Origin of the sequence: Halomonas sp. LC1, assembly GCF_030247125.1 — a bacterium.
In the GTDB taxonomy this organism is placed as follows: domain Bacteria; phylum Pseudomonadota; class Gammaproteobacteria; order Pseudomonadales; family Halomonadaceae; genus Vreelandella.
In genome coordinates this window covers 150,362-172,894 of sequence record NZ_JASSPG010000006.1, presented here as the reverse complement: position 1 = coordinate 172,894, position 22,533 = coordinate 150,362, and the positions used below count along the sequence as shown (strand labels likewise).

Sequence of the window (22,533 nt, the reverse complement as noted above, 5' to 3'; positions counted from 1 at the left end):
CCCAGCTTAAAGCGTTACTGTGTGGCTGAACGCAGCACATCCGTTAACGTTTGGCAGGTTTTCTCTATTTCAGCGTCTGTTAAGGTTGGGTGGCACAAAAACATCAAGCTGGTTTCACCCAGCGTGCGTGCCACGGGCATGGGCTGTTCTGGCCGCCACCCGGTGCCATCAAACGCTTTTTCTAAATACACTTCTGAACAAGAGCCTGAAAAACAGGGCACACCGCGGGCGACCATCTCATTCATAATGCGGTCGCGGTCCCAGCCTTCGGCTAGCTGCGCTGGCTCTACAAACACGTAGCATTTGTAGGCGGCGTGATCGATATGGGCCGGTAGCTGAGGCACACGCAGCCCAGAACACGCGTGGGCCGCCTGCCAAATACGCTGGGCGTTGGCTTGGCGGGCGGCTTTCCATTCCGGCATACGGACCAGCTGAAGGCGGCCAATGGCCGACTGCATTTCCGGTAACCGCCAGTTAGTACCAAAGCTTTCATGCAGCCAACGAAACCCCGGCGGGTGCTGGCGTTCGTACACCGCTTCCCAGCTTTTGCCGTGGTCTTTATAGGCCCACATGGTGCGCCATAGGTGTTCATCGTTGGTGGTGACCATACCGCCTTCACCGCCGGTGGTCATGATTTTATCTTGGCAAAACGACCAGCAGCCCACATGGCCAATGGCCCCAACGGAACGCCCTTGGTAACGGGCACCATGGGCTTGGGCGCAATCTTCAATAACGTTTAGGCCATGCTGTTGCGCCAGGGCCATTAAGGGTTCCATCTCGCACGGCCACCCGGCCAAATGCACGGCAATAATGGCCCGCGTATAGGGGGTAATTTTTTCCGCCACCGTCTTGGCAGTAATGTTTTGCGATTCCGCATCTACATCAGCAAACACCGGCACGGCACCGGCGGTGACGATGCTAGACACCGAGGCCAAAAACGTACGCGAGGTGACAATGACTTCATCCCGGCCACGGCCCTCGCCTTCCCCAATGCCTAAGCCTTTTAGCGCGAGGTCTAACGCCGTGGTGCCGTTGGAAACGGCAATGGCGTATTCACACTCGGCAAACTGGGCAAATTCACGTTCAAACTGGCGGCCCTCTTGGCCTGTCCAGTAGTTCACTTGATTAGAGAGCAGCACGCGCTGCACGGCTTGGGCTTCTTCCTCAGTGAAAGAGGGCCAAGGGGAGAAAGGGCCATTCAGCATTCAATCGCCACCATGTGTTAAAAGAGAAAAAAGAAACGTTATGAAACAACAGGGCGGGCAGGCACACCGATAACACACTGATGATCGTCAATATGGTCAACGACGACCGCACCCGCACCGATAGTGACATCGTGGCCCACCTGCATTAACTGCTTAATGCTGGCCCCAATGCCCACCCAGCTGCACTCACCAATACTCACCAACCCTGCGACAGCACTGCCGGGGCAAACATGAACCCCTGGGCCCAAGCGGCAATCGTGGTCGACACTGGCGTTGGTGTTAATAATGCAGCCTTCGCCACAATGGGTATCTATTTGAACGACCGCACCAGCAAAGACCACCGTGCCAGCACCGAGTACCGTTCCACTGCTTACCGTCGCTTTAGGATGGACAAGCACAGGCATATACGCCCCGGCCTTCGTCAGCGCTTGCTGCTTTGCTAAACGGATACGATTGTTGCCGATGCCCACTACCACACCATCAAAGGAGAGGTGCTGCTCCAGTAAATCGTGGCTGTTGCCGATCACCTGCCAGCGGCCATTAGTGGTGACGCCCGGCCATGCATCATCAAAAAAAACCACCTGCTGCCAACCGGCAGCCAGGGCCGTGTCAGCTACCACTTTGCCATGACCGCTAGCCCCCAAAATGGCCAACTTCATTTTCCACTGCCCCGAAAGCGCTCCATAGTGGCTTGCCCTTCTGCTGAAATGCCGTCTCGCACCAGTACCTTTTTAACGGTAAGCAACAGGATTTTAATATCCAGCCAGAATGAACGGTTTTCCACGTACCACACATCCAGCTTAAACTTTTCATCCCAACTCAGCGCATTGCGGCCATTCACTTGCGCCCAGCCGGTAACGCCAGGGCGTACGTCGTGGCGGCGGTACTGTTCTTTTGAGTAGAGCGGCAAGTATTCCATTAGCAGTGGCCGTGGGCCGACTAAGCTCATATCGCCCTTTAGCACGTTCCATAGCTCTGGCAGTTCATCTAGGCTGGTGGCGCGCAGCACATGGCCTAGCCGGGTCATTCGCTGATCATCAGGCAGTGGGTTGCCCTGGTTATCGACGGCATCTCGCATAGTGCGAAACTTCACCATGGTAAAAGGCTGCCCCCCTGCCCCTGGGCGTACTTGGCTAAACAACACAGGGGAACCGAGGTTAACGCGCACCAGTAGCGCTACCACCAATAAAACAGGCGCCAATAGCACCAAGCCACATAGAGCGGCTGATAGATCAAAAGAACGTTTTAGCATAGGAAAGCACGTTGATAGAGTTAGAAAGCTGAGGCCGGGTTGTCCAGTAACAGGCGATAGATGACGAGCAACAAGCAAACCCTTTAAGGTTTACTGGGTGCCCTTAGAGTTGATCGGCGTTATACCCATAGCGGTTAACATAACGGCATTCACTTTGTGAACATCGTACTTTTTTTCCGCAATAGCGCGTGAGCGTTTACCCATACTCATCGCTAGTTCAGGGTGTTCAATAAAACGCTGCATGGCTGTGGCGAGCGCCTCTACCGACTTCACGGGCACAAGCAAGCCGTTATCGCCTTCTACCACGGTTTCACGGCAGCCGGGGGCATCGGTGGTAATAATGGCACGGCCCATGGCCATGGCTTCTAATACGGTACGAGGCGTGCCTTCACGGTAACTGGGCAATACGTACACGCTGCAGCCCGCAATGGCGGGGCGAACATCCTCCAAACGGCCCAGGTACTCAATGTTGCCTTCCGCCACCCACTGATCTAATTCTTGGCGTGTAATCGAATCAGGGTTTTCATCCAGCCCACCCACTAAACGAAACACCGCCTTCGGGTAGCGTTCGCGTACGTGAGCCGCTGCCGCCACGTATTCACGAATGCCTTTATCGCCCAACAAGCGCGCGATCAACAAAAAGGTGGGTGCCTGATTCGTAAGCGGCACCACATCAAAGCGGCGGGTATCAATCCCCGAGCCGTTCACAACGCATGAAGGAACGGAAGCTTTCAGCAGACCCAGTTCACGAAACAGCGCTTCATCATCAGGATTTTGGAAAAAAACCAGGTTGGCTCGCTTTAGTGCCTGGGTATAAAGCCCGCGTGCCAAACGTTGCACCAGCCCGCGCTTACCTACGGCCTCGCCAGTAAAGGCATACCCTAACCCGGTAATGAGCGCATAACGTTTTGGCACTTTGGCTAGCCATGCGGCTAACGTGCCGTAAATAACGGGCTTAATGGTATAACCTAATACGGTATCCGGCTGTATCTTTAGAAATAAGCGATATAACGCGAGGAGTGTTTTCACATCAGCAACCGGATTGGTACTCGCCCTACTCATTAAAACATCATGACAGACTACGCCCAATTCGCTGAGACGTTTGGCAGCAACAGAATTGGCCGTAAGGCCAGGGGCTGCTGCGTGAACTTCATAACCTGCAGTGTTCAAGTTTTTAATTAGTGGTCCTCGAAAATTAATTAATGACTCAGCTAAGCTAGCAATAACAAATATTTTCGATTTCAACTTAAAGACTTTGCACATTTAAACCGCTCTCATTTTCATAAATATCTTACTCCCTGCATGCACATAAAAACTTAAATTAAAAATTAACTTTTTGACAAAATGTAGTGCTTGAAATCCAACCAAAACTCAGCACGGCGCTTTTCAAGAACTGGCTTATAATATTTACTAGCTTTTTTGAAATTAGCCTCCGAAAGATTTGATAAACTTTCATCATCACCAGCTAAACTCACTAAAGCATCAGCTAATGCTGAGCTATTTGCAGGCTCAACCATCTGAGCAGACTCCAATAACTCTGGTATACCTCCTACTCTACTTGCAATAGCGGGACATCCTCGACTCATTGCCTCAATAAGCGCCCTAGGCAGGCCTTCAGTTAAACTCGGCTGCACATAAACATCAACACTGTCCAACCAATTATATACAGCATCACCAGAAGGTAAGCTACCTAAAAACTTTACGCGGCTACTTATTCCTAGCTTTTTAGCCAGCTTTTCATAAGGACCTGAATCACCAGCCCCCACTATTTGAACCTCCCAATCAGGCAGTCGCGAATCAGCCATACCAAGAGCATTAATTAAAACATCAATACCTTTATAACTAGATGAGTAATTACCAATCAAACCAAAAAAAAGCTTACCATTTTTTTTCTTTTTATTTAAAAATCTCGCTGTTAATACATTTCTTTCTACAACAGGGATTTCGACATTAGAACAAAAAGAGTGCTTTTTTTTACAAGGATATATGTTTTGCAAATAACTTTCAGTTACGTACAACGCAAAACTAGATTCCGAAATTATTTTTTTTGTCTTGAAGTAAGCAAACGGAGCAATTAGCTTTCCTCTAAAGCTGCCATGACTCCAGAAAGCGTCCCATGCACACCCTACAACTTCTACAGCATAAGGCTTTCCTTGCTTAACAGCCTCTCCTATGAATAACTGGCCCATTCGGCTTGGCAACCTTGCGATAATGCCATCATGATCTGCAACTAAATTCCTACATTTTGTTAAAACATCTGGACTTGTGTAAAGCAAGCTCTTGATATTTGATAGATCAGGAAGCAAAATAAAATCCACCAATTCCTCTGATGAAACTGTATAATTTTTTTCGAGGGAGCTAAGCTTACCACCATCTCGACCAACAACTGTTAAGCCATCGCTAACACTTAAATAACGCCTCCAAATAGACGAAGGAAATGTTCCATTACTGTAGGTTAAAAACCCATCATGCTTAAACTTATGATCATGAACAAATAGAAGCTTCACATTAAACCTCAAAATATCATTCACTAAAAATAAAGAAAAACCAAAACCGGCGCTTACTTCATCTTACTAAAGCCACACAGCTCTGCTGTTTAAACCTACCTATGCTAGATCTAGGCTAGCTAGAAAATTTAAAATTAAACCTTGGCCAAGAATAAGTGAAATACATTAGCACAATTGGCAACGTAGCATGTGCCAAGCTATACAGAGAATCACTATTCAACTGAAACCTAAAAAGAAAATAAACATAAAGCACCACTATTAAGGGGTGTGAAGAGTTTGAGAAGAAAATGCGAGATATTAATTTCAATAAAGATCCATGCATTATAAAAATCAATACAACCCCAACCACAGAAAAGTTCCAGTAAGCCTCACCGACAGTTTGAGGAGGTATAGTATTTAATGGGTTATTATAGATCTTAGTAGATAAAAGCCTACCTCCAGCATCTGGCTTTTCGCCAAAGATCGCACTTGGTAAAAAAATAAAAGGAATCGACAAATAGGACTCTCCCCAAAGATATTCAACTTCATCAGGGACTGCGCCTAAAACTGCAATTTGCCCGTTATTCTCAGCACCTTGACCATGCATCTCTTCTAAAGCAGAAGAAATCCAGCCAGAAACGCCAGTATCTATGTTGATGGCACTAAGTGACTCAGACTGCATTGTTGCTTTTCTAAATTGGCCACCACCCCCGACTATTAAAAGAGCAGCAAAAACTCCTATAATAACAAAATTGTATGGGATGCTACGAGTCTGAATCACATAAACAGTACCAATTATTAATAAAGGAAATATAGTGCCTCCTCTAGAGCCTGTAGATACAAACTTTAGTATTAGGGCAATAACCAAGAGCATCCAAAAAAATTTTTTCCGTATCGCTTGAGGCTCGCATGCAAGCCAAATAGTTGGTGCCAAAACCCCAATTCCTGCTAAAAACCCCCAATGCCCACCAATTTGAGAAGCGATTCGTTGATCTGATGCTAAGCCACGCTGCATTAATATTTGATCAACTCCGCCACCAATTAAAATTAAAGCAAACAACCCGAATCCAGAAAAAACAACCCAAAAGCAAGTAGTAATCGCAAGATTTCTAGGTTTACAAGGAAGTGCAAACTTCATTTTTATTTTAGGAAATAATACGTATCCAGCGTATAACGATAACAACGCTATAGTGTCGAGCAAAAAAGAATAAGCAAGCAAGAAGTCAAACTCAGCCTCACTTTTAACACCCAAGGCTCTGTGGTAACTTAATCCACTTATAGGTAATGAAAACTCACCTCGTAAGAGACTTTGCATTCCAAACCAGATCACATAAAAGCATATCGGATGAAGAAATGAGGGGCGAAATCCTGGCAAAGTAAAAGGCAAGGCTAATGTAACCACATAAAAAACAAAAGCAAAATAGAGCAAGAACCTGGAACTGCTTTCCTCATAAACAACAAACGGAAAAGGAATGACCAAGAAAAATAGAAAAAAACTGAGCACAACAACTCTTTCTAGCGGAGTTATAAGTACAAAGACCGACTTTTTATTTCTTTCAAGCCAATAACTCACTATAATTTCACCTATTAAATTTTTAAATAAATCCAGCTGTAAATGCACTTTTTAATTTTCTTTTAATCTCGTGTACACCCAAAAATTAATGCTCCTTCATTGCTTCTACAAACCGTCCGCTACTAACACTGGGTATGCGATAGGTGCCACATTTAACAATATCTGATGTGGTCGTACGGTGCTGTTGTACTGAACCCAGCAGCCCATGATGGCTCTGAACTACTCCCCGGCGCCACCGACGCAGCTAATAAACTCTTGTTTCAAGGGACCAAAAGGAGCGCTCTAAGAGCCCACTCTGTTGTAGTGTGTAGAACGTAGTTAACTCTTCCATGACGCCTTAGTCTTTCATTGCAGCTGTGTAATGAGGGCTACTGAGGTCGAACCTGATTTCAGACCTCAACGCCAACAGCTGATCGAATCCGAAAGCAATGAGGCCGCTTAGAACTTTTTAGCTATAGCTGCGCTATATTATTTGCTTGAGATGCTCAACACGCATGGTAGCTGATAGCTATAGTTTGGAAAAGCTAATCGTAGCTAGCTTGACAAGGCTTAAACACAGTACCGTGGCTTAGGCCGTAGTAAAGTGGAGTTACAGGCGCTGCTAGCGCTTAACGGATGATACCACATAGTTTTCGGTTCAATTTACGCCTGATAAAAACTTATAAACTCTTGTCCTCGTTGAGCAGATATTTGAACTCTGACAATACGTTGGAATCGCAACTTACCTTTTTAGTTTTTCGCAGCTATTTTACGGCTAGCGAAAGTTCTTAGGGCGGCTTAAAAACCCGTTTCCCATGTTATGCTGAGATTCCTCTACTCATTCTTCGTTCTCTAAGAAGATGAAGTCGTGCTCTCAAGCGATTGTGGTAAATATAGCTTAGCATTTAAAAACATCTATGACCATGGAGACTTCGCTTTTGTCAACTGTCAACTGTCAACTGTCAACTGTCAACTGTCAACTCAGAACTTTATAGTGAGAAGTTGTTCATGTCGCTTTACTGACGACTAAATTTTAATCTTGAAAGATAATAAAAAAACCTCATCTTCTTAGCTATAGTACTATTAACTCATCTCGCTAAAAAAGAAAATTTTAAAATCTCTTTCTTATAGAGTTCAACCTTGTTTTAAAATAAGCAAAAATCCCAAAAATCATTTTTATAAAACCTACTGATTTCAATATTATTCCAAAGTTACTTCTAGAAAAAAAAACAACCGAATCATAAATATCTTTTTCATAATTTATTAATTCAAAACTTTCAAAATAATCACTTTTTCTATTTAATGAAGATCCATCCACAATGCCAGAAACAAGATAGTAAGCACCTATTATAGCAACTCCTCTGGCCTTATTTTTGGATTCCAGATAGCTACTGAGAACTTTCTTAATGATATCAACTTGAGCATAAGAATGACCGACCTTAAAAAGGTCAACATCTTTTTGCAGAATTTTAGTTGCTCTATGGATACCAAAAACAAATGCTTGGTACTCATCGCCTCCATCTGCATGTGTAACCAGGCTATCTTCTTTTTTTAAAGCTAACTTTTTAACAACATAATCTTTGCATAACCTCTGTTGATCTGTAAAAGTTTTATCAGTATTAAGCTCCCATTGAACACCACTTTTATATATATTTAGCCCCCAAATCATACTATCAGTCATAAAGTCGTGAACTGGAATTGAAAAAACATCTGCGCAGCTATCTTCAGCATAGCCTATAATTTCGGCCAATGAACTTTCTTTAGTTAAAACCATGTCCGCATCTAACTTTACAAAATAATTATAATCTCGACTCTCATACATAATTGCTCTATATAATAAATTATGAGCCTCAAGGTTCTCTTTGTTCTCTATAAACATTTTATCAACTAAAAAATCAGTCTTTTGAATATCAACAGACTCAATGGAACGCTTATACTCTTTCTCGCCAGAATAAAGAGTTATGATTTTAACTTTCATGTTAACAGACCTAAAAATTAACAATTATACTATATTGAGATAAAAGAGTTTAGCGTAGAGACTGATCTAAGAAATCAATTGAATTAATACGTGCTTTTTCAAACGAATTCATGAAACTTTCACTTTTCTCTAAAAAATAAAAATCAAGCTTTGTGCCACCTTCAAACGGTATAACCTTTACGTCTAATTGACGAAAAAGACTATCTAGTCTGGCTTTTCCTCTTTTATCATTTGGACAAAAAAGGATTTTTTTATTGAAACGCAAACCTATACACACACAATGATATGAATCAGTAACTATAACCTCAGAGTCACAAATCATACTTACCCAATCATCAACTGGTCTAAATTCTCGCGCGACCTTATCTGTCGAGTAAAGATTCACGGGGACACACTTAAGTTTATCACCAATAATACTCAAATCTTTTTCAAATTCATCACTTGAATCAAGTTTATAAAATACAACTTTTGGATTTTTTTGAGCACTATTTTTTAACTTAGACTCATTTAATATATTATCAAAAAAACTTTGGTCTACTAATAGCAAAGGATCTAAAACATGCACTGAATCAATTTGGAACACGTCTGAACAAATAGATACGCCAGAGTCTTCACGGCAAGAAATTTTATCAAACTTGATAAGCTCGCCTTTAATATATTCCGTTAATGACTTATCACTTATTTGCTCCCAACTATCTAAACCAAAACTAGCGGCATATGATACACGTCTAATGCCCTGCGGAACATGGCCTAGAAAAAAACCTACCGGGTCGCCTGAAAATGAAGGACGCCAAACTTGATCACTACCAACTATAACAATATCAAAAGCTGTGGCTATTTTAGAAAACTTTGAGGGGGAGGTTACAACTTCAGTCCTGTGTAAAAATTTTTTCCTAAAGTGCTCAAAAACTTCTTCATTTTTATTTTTATTGATGGGCACGTATCTTTTAATAAGATTTATCAACAGTTTTTTTACTCCTTTTTTCTTTAGAGGCTGGTAATCAATATGCCTGACATCATACCCTTTTGCGATCAGAAGATATTCTAATGCTGCAGCCTGTAAAACGGCGCCGTAATTATGGTTAGAATATTGAAAATTCAGAATACCTAATTTTCTCATAATGCACTCTCTATGATTAATAAAAGTTTAATGTCCATAGCTGGAATTTTAATGCTTTATGAGCGTTTGTTTTATAGAGTATTTTTCAGATTTTGGGACAAGGAATTCTTTTTTCAAACTCCCAACTGCAATCATCATTATTAAACGCTCATTTACTGGTATAGACCCTGCATTCATTATTTTCTTTTGCTTATAATACGGCATGCAAGTGTTCAATGGACATGACCCTAGGCCAGCTGCGTGAATTGCTAAAATAATATTCATTGAGACAATACCACCATCCACAAAAAGTTGGTTATGTTCGTTTCTCGTGAATGCTTTTATATTTCCTGTAACTATAATCAGCTTATCAATACTTTTAGTGAAACCCGAATTTCCATTTTGATGGGACAACAAATCTTCTATTTTGTTTTTATCACTATAATAATGCACATGCCAACCTTGTCTGTTACACACAGATGGCGCCTTGAGTCCAACTTTTATGGCGGAGATTATAACATCATCGCTTACGGGTGTTTTATCAAAGTCCCTTACACTGCGTCGACTTGATATAAATTCTTCATAGTCATGTATAGAAAAATTATTCCATTGATTTTTTTTAACTAAGCTAACACCGCCTTTATCTTTAGGATCTGTACAGAGCAGAAACTCATCTAAATTTTCGATAAACCCCGGTTCAAACAAATCTTCTTTGCCGTGATGAAAATTCCGATACTGTCTTAATGCATCTCGTACCATTTCTACAATGATTTCTCCTTCTTTTTCCATAGCTAACCCGTATTTCTTCGTTTTAATTATAAGTTTACTTATCTTAGACTGCCCAAATGCATATCTTGGCTCAGGCAAAGACATTCCTTTTTCTACAATATGGCAGTTTTTAACAATATAATATTTAAGCTTATCAATATCTTTTTCAGGATTTCTTTGGCTAAACGAATATTTTAGATGCAGGTTGAAACTTTTCACAGCTGCCAACCATTCAGACGCAGACAGAAAAATTTCACTTACGATTTTAGTGACGATTTTAAATGGATATAACAACATTTTGCCCTCAAATTTTTGTGGATGATTCTCTATTAAACAAAACTGGAATATTCGATATTAACTGCAATATATCAAACCTAGCAGGCCTTATCATCATTGCAATAATTCCGTATATGAATACACAGGTAGGCACTAAAACAAAAAGCCCTAAAGTTAAACTCTCAAAAAAAATGTGATTCTTAATCCAAATCATTAAAAGTATGGTTATCAACCCGCAGACTACTGGGGGTAAAATAGGCTTACTTAAATCCCAGAAAGTTAAAGGAAGAAAACGGCTTGAATAGTATAAAAAGACAGGTAGGCGAAAAAATATTCCAGACAATGAAAATGACAGCACTATTCCAACCCATCCCCAGTTACTTCCTATTAATAACGCTACAACCGTAATAGCTAGGCTATGAATTTTTGAGTTTAACATTGCTTTTGGATTACCTGTAGCCACTAGGGCCATCGCTATTAAACCGGCCAACGGCTGTATGAAAGCATATATAGCTAGCAGCCTAAACACAGGGACTGCTTCACTCCATGAAGAACCTAGAAGTAAAAAAACTATCCAATCAGCAAAAATCGCCATTATCGTTGTGATTAATGTAGAAGCTAAAGCTAATTTTCCTATTAATGATAATAAAGTTCTTTTTAACTCACTGGGTTCATCAGAGATACGGGCGATTGTTGGCTGTAGTACACTAATTATAGGTGGTAACAGCTGTGAGGATGGTAGAGTGTTAATCAGGTTAGCTCTATTGTAAAATCCTAACTGCTGCGCGCCTGCCACTAAACCTATGGCAAAAGGGGTAGCATTACTTGCGAAATATCCAATGAAATTTGCGCCAGTAACATTCGCACCGAAGCTAAGCAAAGGTTTCACTCCAGAATTTCGGCTAAATTTAGATGGGATCCAGCACAAAATCAACCAGCGTAAAATTGTTTTGGTCGTAATAACTGTGATGGGGCTAATAACTAAAGCCCAATACTGAAGCCCAAAAAATGCCGTCATAACACCCGCGATTACTCCCATTGCCATTGAAGAGACATCTATAACTGAGATTTTTTTAAACTGCATTTGCCGGCGAAGTAGTGCATCATGCTGCACCGAGACACCACCTATTAAAAACACAACGCTCATTACAGACATAATTGGCATAAGGCGAGGCTCATTATACAAATGAGCTATTAAGGGGGAAGATAAAAGGCTCATAAGAAACAGGCTTAGTCCCAGAACACTGTTCACCCAAAACAAATTTGAAACTTGTGATTGATTTAACTTTTCACTTTGAATAGTAGCCATAGACAAACCTCCCTCCATAAACTGAAGAGCAAGACCTGTGAAAACTGTAACCATAGCAACCAAGCCAAAATCAGCAGGGTCTAATAATCGTGCCAATAATACAATCGAAATAACCTGCAATATAAGCTTAAAAACTTGAGCGGTTATAGTCACACCAGCACTCTTGATAGCCCGTTGTTGCATACCATTCTTTAAGTGCTCTGTCGAAAATAGATCAACCTTTGATTTTGACATCTTTATTTAACAACTCTCGTGGGAGTCTAGCAAAGAAGAACTTTATATATATCAGCTACGCTGTTGAGACACGCTACCGCCCGGAGGTTATTCCGGGCGTATCCTCAATGCCCACTGCTTGCGTGTTTGTTGGTTCGCTGATGAGCACCGCCCTAAAAAGGGCGGTGCTCGTTTCTTTACATTGAAAGCTTTTTATTGCGCGCCCGCTCATTCGCTAGGCACTGTATTACTGGCTAGCAGCGCTATTCCGCAGTGGAACGGTAGCTGTACTGGTAGTAGCCGTATCCGTAGCTGCTGGCTGCCTTTTTCTCCATGGCGTTTAGAATGGTGCCTTTTACCACAACGCCGGTGTTTTCCAGGCGGCGGGCGGCTAGCTGTACTTCTTTAATCGTGTTGCGCTCAAACCGCGTGAGTAGCAGCGTGGTGCCGCAGTGGTTGCCCACAACAGAGGGGTCCGTTACGGCCAGCACCGGCGGTGTGTCCACGATCACTAAATCGAACTGCTGTTCTACCTCGGCCAGTAGTTGGGCAAAGCGCTCACCCATTAACAATTCTGAGGGGTTGGGCGGTGCCAAACCACGGGATATATAGCTTAAGCCTTCTACTTGGCTGGTGCGCAGCTGGCTTTGCCAGGTGCTGCGTCCGGAAAGCACGTCCGAAAGGCCGCCTTCGCTTTTGCCGCCAAAGGCGTAATGTAAGTGGCCTTTGCGCATATCCGCATCAATCACGAGCACTTTTTGGCCTGCCTGGGCGCATACGGCGGAAAGGTTGACCGCAATAAAGCTTTTGCCAATGCCGGGGCTGGAACCGGTAATCATCAGGCTGCGGTTTTTGGCCTCTAGCATGGCGAAGTGCAGGCTGGTGCGCAGGCCGCGCAGCGCCTCAATGGAAAGGTCGGTGGGTTCTATATGGGCCAATATGCCGGTGGCTACTTCGTGGCTGTGCTTATCGCCTTTGTTTTTCACTTTGCGCATCAGCTTTTGCTGCGCATCCGAAAGCGGCACGGTGGCATACACCGGCAGGCCGGCTTGTTCTAGCTGTTCGGGGCTTTCAATACCCCGGCGCAGCAAGCCCATTAGCACTACACCGCCTACCGCTAGCATGCCACCTAGCAGAGTGGCCACTACTACAATCAACGGCTTCTTCGGGGCAATGGCACTATTACCTACCAGGGCATTATCAATAATGCGCACGTTACCTACGGTGCCCGCTTTGGCCATTTGCAGCTCTTGCATTTTGTTCAGCACGTTCACGTAAATGGCTTGAGTCACCTCGACATCTCGCGTACGGCGCACAATTTCTTGCTGGGCAGCGGGCAGCTGGTTCACGCGCTCGTTGAGCTCGTCAATATCGTTTTGAACAAAGCGCTTTTGGCGCAACAGTGCTTGGTAACTGGGGTGGCTAGGCGTAAAACGCTGGGCTAACTCGGCCTCTTGAAACTCGATTTCACTTAGGCGCTGCTCAAGCTCTATATAGCGGTTAATCGCGGCTTGGGCTTCGCTGTCTAACCCGACGTTTTCAGATTCTACTTGGTATTCGTTCAGGCTATTTTCGGCATCGGTTAGCTGGGTGCGCAGCTCCGGGGCCTGCTCTTCCAAAAACGCGAGGCTTTGTTCGGTTTCTGCCGATTGCCGTTCTACGTTTTGAGTCAGGAAGGTTTCCGTTACCGCGTTCAGTGAGTGGCGAATTTCGTCGCGATGCTCACCGGTTAACGTTAGCCGCAGCATGCCGGTATTGTTGTTACGTCCTCCGCCAATTTCTGCCACAGTGAGACGGTTCTTTAACCGGCGAATGGCTTCTGCGCGCTGTAATTTGGTGAGCGTAAATTCGGCGCCAGCAGGAGCGTTTAATTCGGTAATGCTGAGCTGCACATCGCCATTAAATAGCGTGGTTAGCTCACCTGTTTTACCACTGCCAACGCGCTCCCCTTCTAGCCATACGGAGTAGTCACTCGGGCCTTCCATTTTGAGGGTGAAGGGCAGCCCACGGAAGCTATCCGCGACATCCCAACGGCCTACGTTAATGCTCTCACCGCCCCACACGGCGGCGCTGTTCTGCATAAAACCGGGGCGCTCGATGCCATGGCGTTGAATAAAGTTACCCACCACGGGCAGCGTATTGGGGGCCACCACGGTATCTAGCGCCACTTTATCGACCACTTGGCCTAGTACCATGCGCGACTGCAAGATTTGTACTTCAGCGGAGGTCATGGATTCGGTTTCTTGGCCGAGCATATCGGCCACGTCACCCAGAGGGTTGATGGATGAGCGGCGTTCCACCTGCACCAGCGCATCGCCTTCATACACGGGCGTGGCCAGCAGGGCGTACACCACGCCAAGCGCCGCAAATAGCGCGGTAATGCCTACAATCCACCACTTGTGGTCTAGCAGCAGGCCGAACAAGCGGCCTAGATCGATCTCGTCGTCTTGCGGTGCTGGGCCGTGCGAGGGGGTTACGTCGCTCATGCTCTCTTTGTATCCACGTGTTAAAGGTAAAACAGGTGACTGCGCACCTAGCCTAGGCGGGTGGCCCAGGCGCGGGTGGCGGCATCCATTAGCTGGTGTACGTGTGCAAAGGCTTCTGGGCTTTTTTGGTAGGGGTCGGGGATATCTTTTCCCTGGCCGTTTTCTAGCCATTGGCCTAGCCGCATGGTTTTTCCTAATGCCGTGGGGGAAAGCTCGGCCACGGCGCGGCGCTGGCCGTCGCTCATTACCAAAACTAGGTCGGCGGCTTGTAGCATGGCGGTGGTTAGCTGCCGGGCTTGGTGGTGGCTTACCTCTAGCCCGGCTTCTTTCGCTAGCTGCTTGGCGGTGGGGTCTACGCCTTCGCCTACCCGTGCGCCTAACCCGGCGGATGAGAACTGCTTATGGGGCAGCTGCGCTCGCAGCATGGCTTCCGCCACGGGGCTACGGCATATATTGCCAATGCACACGACTAATATGTTTTGGAACATGGCTACCCGTACCCATTTCCTATTAATAAGGTGGTTATGGCAGGCCCGCGGTTAGCGAGCGTCCCGTGTGTCGTTAATGCTTTCTGCGGTGACGCCGGGCAGCTGTATAGAGGGCAGCAGCAGGCTAATCACGCGGTTCCAGCGGGCAATGGGCGCGGTGGTCACGTACACCACGTCGTTAGGCTGCATCGCGAAGCCACTACCCATGGCAAAGGCCGCCGCGTTACGAACATCGAGTTGATAAACGGTCGCTAACCGCTGGCTGTCGGGCTGGTTGCCACGAATCACAAAAATACCGGAAGGCTCGGCGGTGCCTTCGTTAATGCCACCGGCGCGGGCGAGCACATCGGTGAGCGATAGCCGCTCGTTACCCAAGCGCACGTTGCCAGGAATACGCACTTGGCCCATCACGGCCACCGCTTGGTTGTCAGCATTCGGGATGTGCAACACATCGCCATCTTGCAGCAGGCGGTTTTGGGTTTGGTCGCCTTCGCGCAGCAGGCTAAACAGCGAAAGGCGCTCTTCTACCCCGTTGCGGGTAAGGTACACCTCGTGCCAGTTGGCTTCTTCTGTAGCGCCACCGGCTTGGCTAACGGCGTCTGCCAGGGTCAGCGGTACGGTGGTCACCGGTAGGCTACCCGGCTGGCCCACGGCACCGCTCACCAGCACTTTTTGCGAACGGAAGGCGGCAATATTGACATCTACCTGCGGCTCTTGAATCACTCCCGCTAGGCGGCGCGTGAGAATTTCGCGTACTTCGTCTAGGGTTTTGCCCTCTACGTCCACTTTGCCTGCAAAGGGGTAGAAAATCGTGCCATCGTTACGTACTTGGTTGCCTGCATCTTCCGCGCGGCGTTCACTGCCCGCAGGAATGGTGAGTTCAGGGTGGTCGTAAACAATAATGCTGAGTACATCGCCTGGGCCAATGCGGTACTGCCATTCATCAATGGCATCGCGCAGGGCGCTGGGCATCGGCGTGGCGCGTTCTCCGGCGGTTGAGATAGATGCAATCAACCCTGGGGTGATCGGCTGTACATCCACTAGCTCATCGATAGGCGCAGTTTGCGTGTTGGCTTCAAAGTGACCGCCCGGCGCTAGGGCGCAGCCGGAAAGCAGCAACGCACCTGCCAGGGCACTGGCAAAAGCAGTAGCACGGCTAAAGCGCCGCCCCGCAGTGGGCCGTGGAACATTCAAAAAGAGATACATCCGCTTTACTCACTAAGAAAAAACGACAGCTTGTGTATAACGCTGGCAGGCTGGGTTCCCTACACTATTGGTACTATTTTTTTAAGCCGGGCAATCCTACCTAACTCTAGTGCGCTAGGCTAGCCGCTTGGGGCCTAATTTAATTTTCACGGCATTTCGTTTTGGCTATCACGTTTTTATTATTGACAGGGTGTTTGCCGTACGTTTGATTTAATGCTGAGCATGTTTTTTTCGCGAAAATTTACCCTTTAATAAAATCTAAGCTTTTGAATTTTAGGTCAATAAATTTAAATTCATGCTCACCCAGCCGCTCTGCCCAAAACCGTGGCTAGCGCCCCCTGAGGCAGCCAACCCTCACGCCATTTATGCGGCTAAGCGGTAAAAAACGGGCTTTGGGTAGGGTGTTTTCTCGCTTTAAATTCGGCTTAATTCATGGTGAAGCGTTTATGTCACCGTTAGATGAATTTTTAATAGGCTGCCTATGCAGCCATAGCACTAGCACGCTACTATACCCATCGGAATGGTGTGAGTTTGCTAAGCGGCAAATAGGGTTGTGGCCCTAGCAAAACACATGTTGATTGCCATATTTTTTAGCGGCTTGCACATTGCGCCCCGTACGGATGCTAGGCAGCTTACTTGTCGGCGGCTGTGTTACGGGCACCATATTGGCCCTTATTACTAAAGGAGATAGGGTTATGAAAAAACCGATCGCTCTGTTCGCTATCGCAGGTATGTTGGCTTCTCCGTTGGCGCTGGCTCAGCCCACCCCCGATGCGGCACCTACTACGCCTTCCCCTACCACTACTCCTCCGGCTAACGCCGCAGGCACCGCTGGCGGTGGCACAGGCGGTGCAGGCGCGGGCGCAGCAGGTGCTGGCGGCGTAAGTGCTGGTGGCGCTGCTGCTGGCGGCCTAGCCGGTGCACTGGGTGTTAGCACTACGGCATTAGTAGTGGCTGGTACTGTTGCTGTTGCCGCGGGTGTGGCGGCAACCGCTGCCGACTCTTCTGGCTCTGGCGGCACTACCGGCACCACTGGCACAAACTGAGGTCGCATTTGAAACTTGCTAACGGGCAACTGCCTTGCCGTTATTCAAATGTGCATAAAAGCCGCTTAACTGCGGCTTTTATGTGTACGGCTTTCCGCTGGCCGCTGGTATTAGCGTGCGTAGTAGCTACCGCAGGTTGCAGCACACTGAAAGATAGCCCTACTGGGCAAGCGTTAAGTGCGCTGATACCCGGCCAAGGTGAAGCGACGGCTGCACAAGCTGAAGCGGTGTCGTTTGCTTCTTTAGCGCTAGATACTTCGTCGGTTCGTGGCTTAGCGGTGCTAGGGGCGCATACCGGCGCGCAAACCCACTGGCCACTGGCCGCGGGCAACTTTTTTACGCTTTACCATGGCAGCCTTTATGCCATGAGCAGCCCTGAAGGCGATTTGCTAGCTACCCGCTACGCTGCCCCCAGCCTGAACGCGGCAGAGGGTACCGCCATGCCTTGGCAGCAGCCTAGCCCGGCTACGTTTACCGTAGAGCGCCACTGGGTAACGCCAGAAGGTATCGCTATGGCGGATTATGCCGACGCAACCATGCAGTGCAGCGCTCCTGCTTTGCAGGCATTGGTGCTGGCTGAACTGCCGCTTGAGCAGTGTGAGGTTAGGTACCAGTGGCAAAGCGGTGCTACCACGCAAGGACAATGGTGGCGTAGCCCTTCCTCTTTTCGGCTTTGGCAAGCCAGCGAGCAGGCATGGCCCGGTGGGCCAGAAGTGGCCTGGCAGGTGGCTCGCCCTTGGTGGAATGAGTGACGATGATCTCTGTTTTTTCCTATGAACGCGCGCCGTTGTTAACGCGTTTTGCACGCATTTTACGCCCTGCATTAGCCGGTGCCTTGCTGATGGTATGCGCAAGCCCTGCTCATGCGGCTTCTGGTGTGGCACCTTCCCCCACGCTTGCAGATGCCTGGCTAGAAACCCTGCCCACCCTGGCCGCGCCCGTTAACTGGAGCTACGCCTTCGGCCTTTTAAAGTCCGATACTGAGCGCCTGGCGCAATCACGCCGCTATTTGATAGAAGAGCTGAAAACTCTGGCCGTGAGCGCTAGTGTGGCGGGTAATGAGCGCAACGTGGCCACCTTGCGTGCTTGGCAAACGGCGCTAGCTCGCTTAGATGGCCAGCCCCTTCGCTCCCCTCAGCGGTTAGATTTACTGGCTTTCGGCGCTACCTTGCGCGAAGCGCCCCTACTTAGCAACGTGGCTTATTGGGGCGCTTGCGAGCCACCGGCTTGGGTAGAGGTATGGGGGCGCCAAGGCGTTGCGCGCCAGCCGTGGCAGCCTGGAAGCAGCCTGGACTCGTTAATGGCCCAAAGCGCTTCTGGCACGTTTGAAGGTATTGATGCAGTACACGTAGTAACGCCCCAGGGCCGCGTGCTGCGCCGAGGTGTGGCCGCTTGGAATGCCCAACCCACCCCGCTGGCACCGGGCAGTCGTGTGGTGGTCGAGCTTCCCAATCGCCAAGGTTTGGGTGGGGCGTTGCCGTTTCCGGGCACAACTCACGAACTGGATATTGTGAATCAGCGGCTACCGAATGTGTTGGCCGCTCAACTCCCCGGCGAACAATGTAACCAATGGCAAGCCCCTTAATGTGTGTTTTTCGTTTTCATACGGCGGATGTGATGTGCCGCTCTTGGCGGGGTATGGCGTTATACGCGCTGGCGGCTGCCCCTATATGTATGCCGTTGGCGGCTTTTGCCTCTTCTGGCGGCGAGCGTGGTGACCAACACGTTTATAGCCAAAGTGATTTTGGCGGCGTGGGCATCATGCAAACGCCTACGGCCCGAATGAACCCACTGGGCGATATGTCGGTGGGCTTTAACCGTACGGCCCCTTACCGCCGCTATAGCGTGTTTTTTCAGCCTACTGAGTGGTTCGAGGGTGGCTTTCGTTACGTGGAAGTGGAAAACCGCCAATCGGAACTCTTCGACCGCAACTTGGATAAAGGCTTTGATGCCAAGCTGCGTTTATTAGAAGAAACCCGTTATTGGCCGCAGGTGGCGGTGGGCGCGCGGGATATTGGCGGTACTACGCTGTTTGGTGCCGAGTATTTGGTGGCCAGTAAGCGTTGGTACGATCTCGATTTTACCGCCGGTATTGGCTGGGGCTATTTAGGCGCCGCCAGCGATATTGATTCACCGCTTGGTTGGTTGGCCGACCGGTTTGATGAGCGTTCTGAAAGCAGCGGCGCTGGCGGTGGCGAGCTGAACGCGGGCCAGTTTTTTGCTGGCCCCGCGGCGTTTTTTGGGGGCATTGAGTACCAAACTCCCTGGCAGCCCTTAGTATTGCAGTTGGAGTATGAAGGCAATAACTACACCAACGAGCCACAGCGCAATAATCAAACCCAAGACACCCGCCTAAACGTGGGCGCACGCTATGCGGTGAACGAAAACGTTGAGCTACATACTGGCTGGCAACGCGGCAACTCCGTTATGGCAGGCGTTACCCTCAACCTTAATTTGGCAGGACTTAGCCAAGTTAAGAATGACCCAGCACCAGTGGAGCTAACGGCGGAAGCACAGCCTAATTGGCAAGCTACCAGCCAACTGCTCAATCAAAATGCTGGCGTTCAAGTGCAGCGCATAGAGCGCCAGGGTGATCGGCTGCATGTGGTGGCTGAGCCGGTGCAGTTCCGTTCGCTGGCACAAAGCGAAGGCCGCGCTGGACGTATTTTGCATGCGCAGGCAGCGCCTGAGATTACCAGTTTTCAGTTTGATTGGCAGGAACGCGGCTTACCACTTCGCTCTAGTGTTCACCAACGCGAGCCGTTTGTGCAGGCCGCTGCTTCCACTGATCAGGAGTATGCCCACCGTTACGGCATTTATGCCCACGCAACGTTAGGCAATGAAGCTGCTGAAACACTCTATCAAGCGCCTGAGCAACGTTTTGATTGGCAATTAGGCCCGCAGCTGGACCAAAACTTTGGTGGGCCAGATGGCTATCTTTTCCGCTTAAAGGCGCTATTAAGCGCTGAGTATCAAACGGATCCTAACGGCTGGTTTTCAAGCAGCGTGGCCTTAACCGTGCTGGATAACTTAGACAACTATGAGTACATCGCAGACTCTGACTTGCCTAGGGTTCGTACCTTTATCGGCGACTACTTAACGGAATCCACGTTAGGCATTGAAAGCCTTCAGTACACGCGCACCGCCAAGCTGAGCGATAACGTTTATGCCATGGGTTATGGTGGCTTGCTAGAAATGATGTACGCAGGCGCAGGGACTGAAGTGTTGTACCGCCCGTTTGATTCCTCATGGGCATTTGGGGCAGATATTAACTGGGTTCGCCAGCGGGCGTTTGATCAACAGTTTGATCTACGTGATTACAGCACCTGGACAGGCTTCGTCAACGCGTACTGGGAAACCGGCATTGAAGATGTGCTGGCCAAGTTGAGCGTGGGCCGCTATCTCGCCAAGGATGTGGGTGCCACGCTGGATCTTTCACGGGAGTTTGCCTCTGGCGTGCGCATTGGTGCCTGGGGCACCTGGACCGATGCAGGCGATGCGTTTGGGGAAGGCAATTTTGATAAAGGGCTCTATTTAACAATACCGCTTGATGCCTTTTTCTCCTTTTCAAGCCGCGATAGCACCATGCTACGCTGGCAGCCTCTTACCCGAGACGGTGGTGCTCGCTTAGGGCGGCAGTACGAGCTGTATGAATTAACCCAAGAGCGTCAAATGGGTCGTTACTGGGAGGAGTACCCTCAGATGTGGCGTTAGCGCGCCTTACACCTCCTCTGAACCATTGTTTAATCGTTATTTTCAGCCATATTTTAACTAGCTTGGCAGTCGACATAGGGATATGCGGCTGCCTTTTTTGGTATCTCGCCACTTTCCCTTTCCCGCTCGCTGCTCAAAATTTTTCATTTTCCCCTTTTATAATGCGCCTCTATTAATGTTATATTATCACATAACATTAAATCGTTTAGAGGTGCTCGTCACTATGGCTGCGTTCCCCCCCTTACCCGTGACCGTGCTTTCCGGCTTTCTAGGTGCCGGTAAAACCACCGTGCTCAATCATATTCTGGCCAACCGTGAAGGCCGCCGAGTGGCTGTGATTGTGAACGACATGAGCGAGGTGAATATTGACGGTGCACTGGTGCGTGGCGGACCCGGTGAACCAACGCTGCACAGTGACGTGGCATTAAACCGCTCTGAGGAGCGCTTGGTAGAAATGAGCAATGGCTGCATCTGCTGCACTCTGCGTGAAGATCTGTTGGTCGAGGTCAGCCAACTGGCCCGTGAAGGTAAGTTTGATTACCTGGTGATCGAGTCGACCGGCATTTCTGAACCGCTGCCTGTCGCCGAAACCTTCACCTTTGAAGATGAGAGTGGTCAAAGCCTTTCCCACGTTGCCCGGCTAGACACCCTCGTGACGGTGGTGGACGGGGCTAACTTCCTCGCCCAATACCAGGAAGCGCAAAGCCTTGAAGAGGTCGGAGAGAGCCTGGGCGAAGAGGACGAACGTAACGTCGCAGACCTGTTGGTCGACCAAATTGAGTTTTGCAATGTCCTACTGATCAGCAAGACCGACCTGATCACTGAGAAAGAGCTGGACGCTTTGAAAGCGATTCTACGCTCGCTCAATCCCGACGCAGACATCGTGCCCATCACCCAAGGTGGCGTGCCGCTAGAAAAAGTGCTGAATACAGGCAAGTTCAACTTTGAACACGCGCAGCAAGCGCCCGGCTGGCTGAAAGAGCTACGTGGCGAACACATCCCCGAAACCGAAGAGTACGGTATTGGCAGCTTCGCCTACCACGCTCGCCGCCCTTTTCACCCTCAAAAGTTTCACGACCTGTTAAACGCCGAATGGTTTGGCAAAGGCCTGCTGCGCTCCAAAGGTTTCTTCTGGCTGGCCACCCGCCCTCGCTATGCGGGCCAGTGGAGCCAGGCAGGTGGCATTGCCCATCACGGCCCGGCAGGCGTGTTTTGGAAAGCCATTCCAGAAACCGACTGGCCGGAAGACCCGGAGTACCGCCAGTTCATTATGGAAAAGTGGCAGGAGCCGTTTGGCGATATGCGCCAAGAGCTGGTATTTATCGGCCAAAACCTAGATGAGGCCAAAATGCGTGAAGCGCTGGACGGCTGTTTGCTCAGCGAGGCGGAGCTTTTGGAAGGTATAAAGGTATGGCAGCAACTGCCCGATCCGTTCCCAGCCTGGGAGTGACAAAA

18 protein-coding genes are annotated in these 22,533 nt (G+C 48.2%); 5 read left to right on the top strand and 13 right to left on the bottom strand.

What is annotated here, in order from left to right:
- Positions 1 to 14: 14 nt before the first annotated feature.
- The 13 genes from QIT27_RS11360 to QIT27_RS11300 form a co-directional block, all read right to left on the bottom strand.
- Positions 15 to 1,205: a DegT/DnrJ/EryC1/StrS family aminotransferase gene (locus tag QIT27_RS11360; protein ID WP_285263867.1), complete on the bottom strand. Its 1,191-nt coding sequence runs from the start codon at positions 1,203 to 1,205 to the stop codon at positions 15 to 17.
- Positions 1,206 to 1,243: 38 nt separating this feature from the next.
- On the bottom strand, positions 1,244 to 1,864 hold the full coding sequence (locus QIT27_RS11355; protein WP_285263866.1) for an acetyltransferase: 621 nt from the start codon (positions 1,862 to 1,864) through the stop codon (positions 1,244 to 1,246).
- The gene (locus QIT27_RS11350) at positions 1,861 to 2,457 is read right to left on the bottom strand and encodes a sugar transferase (RefSeq protein ID WP_285263865.1); all 597 of its coding nucleotides are present in this window, start codon (positions 2,455 to 2,457) and stop codon (positions 1,861 to 1,863) included. Before QIT27_RS11350 ends, QIT27_RS11355 begins: the two co-directional genes overlap by 4 nt.
- Positions 2,458 to 2,547: 90 nt before the next feature.
- Positions 2,548 to 3,720: a glycosyltransferase family 4 protein gene (locus QIT27_RS11345; RefSeq protein ID WP_285263864.1), complete on the bottom strand. Its 1,173-nt coding sequence runs from the start codon at positions 3,718 to 3,720 to the stop codon at positions 2,548 to 2,550.
- Positions 3,721 to 3,785: 65 nt separating this feature from the next.
- Positions 3,786 to 4,964, bottom strand: coding sequence for a glycosyltransferase family 4 protein (locus QIT27_RS11340; protein WP_285263863.1), 1,179 nt, complete (start codon positions 4,962 to 4,964; stop codon positions 3,786 to 3,788).
- Positions 4,965 to 5,079: 115 nt separating this feature from the next.
- Positions 5,080 to 6,564: an oligosaccharide repeat unit polymerase gene (locus QIT27_RS11335; protein WP_285263862.1), complete on the bottom strand. Its 1,485-nt coding sequence runs from the start codon at positions 6,562 to 6,564 to the stop codon at positions 5,080 to 5,082.
- A gap of 1,042 nt (positions 6,565 to 7,606) precedes the next feature.
- Positions 7,607 to 8,473: a hypothetical protein gene (locus QIT27_RS11330; protein WP_285263861.1), complete on the bottom strand. Its 867-nt coding sequence runs from the start codon at positions 8,471 to 8,473 to the stop codon at positions 7,607 to 7,609.
- Between the two features lie 49 nt (positions 8,474 to 8,522).
- Entirely contained in the window at positions 8,523 to 9,593 is a 1,071-nt protein-coding gene (locus QIT27_RS11325; RefSeq protein ID WP_285263860.1) for a polysaccharide pyruvyl transferase family protein, read from the bottom strand.
- A gap of 48 nt (positions 9,594 to 9,641) precedes the next feature.
- Entirely contained in the window at positions 9,642 to 10,637 is a 996-nt protein-coding gene (locus QIT27_RS11320) for a nitroreductase family protein (protein ID WP_285263859.1), read from the bottom strand.
- A 7-nt stretch (positions 10,638 to 10,644) separates the two neighbouring features.
- A complete protein-coding gene (locus QIT27_RS11315) occupies positions 10,645 to 12,159 on the bottom strand; it encodes a lipopolysaccharide biosynthesis protein (RefSeq protein WP_285263858.1) in 1,515 nt (504 codons plus the stop codon).
- A gap of 242 nt (positions 12,160 to 12,401) precedes the next feature.
- The gene (locus QIT27_RS11310) at positions 12,402 to 14,624 is read right to left on the bottom strand and encodes a polysaccharide biosynthesis tyrosine autokinase (protein WP_285263857.1); all 2,223 of its coding nucleotides are present in this window, start codon (positions 14,622 to 14,624) and stop codon (positions 12,402 to 12,404) included.
- Between the two features lie 47 nt (positions 14,625 to 14,671).
- Positions 14,672 to 15,112 (bottom strand): low molecular weight protein-tyrosine-phosphatase, encoded by a 441-nt coding sequence (locus QIT27_RS11305; protein ID WP_285263856.1) that lies wholly within the window; start codon positions 15,110 to 15,112, stop codon positions 14,672 to 14,674.
- Positions 15,113 to 15,163: 51 nt separating this feature from the next.
- Positions 15,164 to 16,318, bottom strand: coding sequence for a polysaccharide export protein (locus QIT27_RS11300; protein WP_285263855.1), 1,155 nt, complete (start codon positions 16,316 to 16,318; stop codon positions 15,164 to 15,166).
- A 695-nt stretch (positions 16,319 to 17,013) separates the two neighbouring features.
- Here QIT27_RS11300 and QIT27_RS11295 point away from each other — a divergent pair.
- From QIT27_RS11295 to zigA, 5 genes are all read left to right on the top strand, one after another.
- The gene (locus QIT27_RS11295; RefSeq protein ID WP_285263854.1) at positions 17,014 to 17,364 is read left to right on the top strand and encodes a hypothetical protein; all 351 of its coding nucleotides are present in this window, start codon (positions 17,014 to 17,016) and stop codon (positions 17,362 to 17,364) included.
- Between the two features lie 80 nt (positions 17,365 to 17,444).
- Entirely contained in the window at positions 17,445 to 18,116 is a 672-nt protein-coding gene (locus QIT27_RS11290) for a hypothetical protein (RefSeq protein ID WP_285263853.1), read from the top strand.
- 2 nt (positions 18,117 to 18,118) lie between these two features.
- Entirely contained in the window at positions 18,119 to 18,949 is an 831-nt protein-coding gene (locus QIT27_RS11285) for a capsule biosynthesis GfcC family protein (protein ID WP_285263852.1), read from the top strand.
- Between the two features lie 53 nt (positions 18,950 to 19,002).
- Positions 19,003 to 21,078: a YjbH domain-containing protein gene (locus QIT27_RS11280; protein WP_285263851.1), complete on the top strand. Its 2,076-nt coding sequence runs from the start codon at positions 19,003 to 19,005 to the stop codon at positions 21,076 to 21,078.
- A 223-nt stretch (positions 21,079 to 21,301) separates the two neighbouring features.
- Positions 21,302 to 22,528 carry a zinc metallochaperone GTPase ZigA gene (gene zigA / locus QIT27_RS11275; protein ID WP_285263850.1) on the top strand — a complete coding sequence of 409 codons (1,227 nt, stop codon included), beginning with the start codon at positions 21,302 to 21,304 and terminating at the stop codon, positions 22,526 to 22,528.
- The last annotated feature ends 5 nt before the right edge of the window (positions 22,529 to 22,533 follow it).

Bases quoted from the DNA above. Each gene is read 5' to 3' on its own strand.
- QIT27_RS11295 (WP_285263854.1), top strand. From the start codon at position 17,014: ATGAAAAAACCGATCGCTCTGTTCGCTATCGCAGGTATGTTGGCTTCT.
- QIT27_RS11350 (WP_285263865.1), bottom strand. From the start codon at position 2,457: ATGCTAAAACGTTCTTTTGATCTATCAGCCGCTCTATGTGGCTTGGTG.
- QIT27_RS11355 (WP_285263866.1), bottom strand. From the start codon at position 1,864: ATGAAGTTGGCCATTTTGGGGGCTAGCGGTCATGGCAAAGTGGTAGCT.
- QIT27_RS11310 (WP_285263857.1), bottom strand. From the start codon at position 14,624: ATGAGCGACGTAACCCCCTCGCACGGCCCAGCACCGCAAGACGACGAG.
- QIT27_RS11285 (WP_285263852.1), top strand. From the start codon at position 18,119: ATGATCTCTGTTTTTTCCTATGAACGCGCGCCGTTGTTAACGCGTTTT.
- QIT27_RS11360 (WP_285263867.1), bottom strand. From the start codon at position 1,205: ATGCTGAATGGCCCTTTCTCCCCTTGGCCCTCTTTCACTGAGGAAGAA.
- QIT27_RS11305 (WP_285263856.1), bottom strand. From the start codon at position 15,112: ATGTTCCAAAACATATTAGTCGTGTGCATTGGCAATATATGCCGTAGC.
- QIT27_RS11345 (WP_285263864.1), bottom strand. From the start codon at position 3,720: ATGTGCAAAGTCTTTAAGTTGAAATCGAAAATATTTGTTATTGCTAGC.
- QIT27_RS11330 (WP_285263861.1), bottom strand. From the start codon at position 8,473: ATGAAAGTTAAAATCATAACTCTTTATTCTGGCGAGAAAGAGTATAAG.
- zigA (WP_285263850.1), top strand. From the start codon at position 21,302: ATGGCTGCGTTCCCCCCCTTACCCGTGACCGTGCTTTCCGGCTTTCTA.
- QIT27_RS11290 (WP_285263853.1), top strand. From the start codon at position 17,445: ATGTGTACGGCTTTCCGCTGGCCGCTGGTATTAGCGTGCGTAGTAGCT.
- QIT27_RS11325 (WP_285263860.1), bottom strand. From the start codon at position 9,593: ATGAGAAAATTAGGTATTCTGAATTTTCAATATTCTAACCATAATTAC.
- QIT27_RS11320 (WP_285263859.1), bottom strand. From the start codon at position 10,637: ATGTTGTTATATCCATTTAAAATCGTCACTAAAATCGTAAGTGAAATT.
- QIT27_RS11280 (WP_285263851.1), top strand. From the start codon at position 19,003: ATGGCGTTATACGCGCTGGCGGCTGCCCCTATATGTATGCCGTTGGCG.
- QIT27_RS11315 (WP_285263858.1), bottom strand. From the start codon at position 12,159: ATGTCAAAATCAAAGGTTGATCTATTTTCGACAGAGCACTTAAAGAAT.
- QIT27_RS11300 (WP_285263855.1), bottom strand. From the start codon at position 16,318: ATGTATCTCTTTTTGAATGTTCCACGGCCCACTGCGGGGCGGCGCTTT.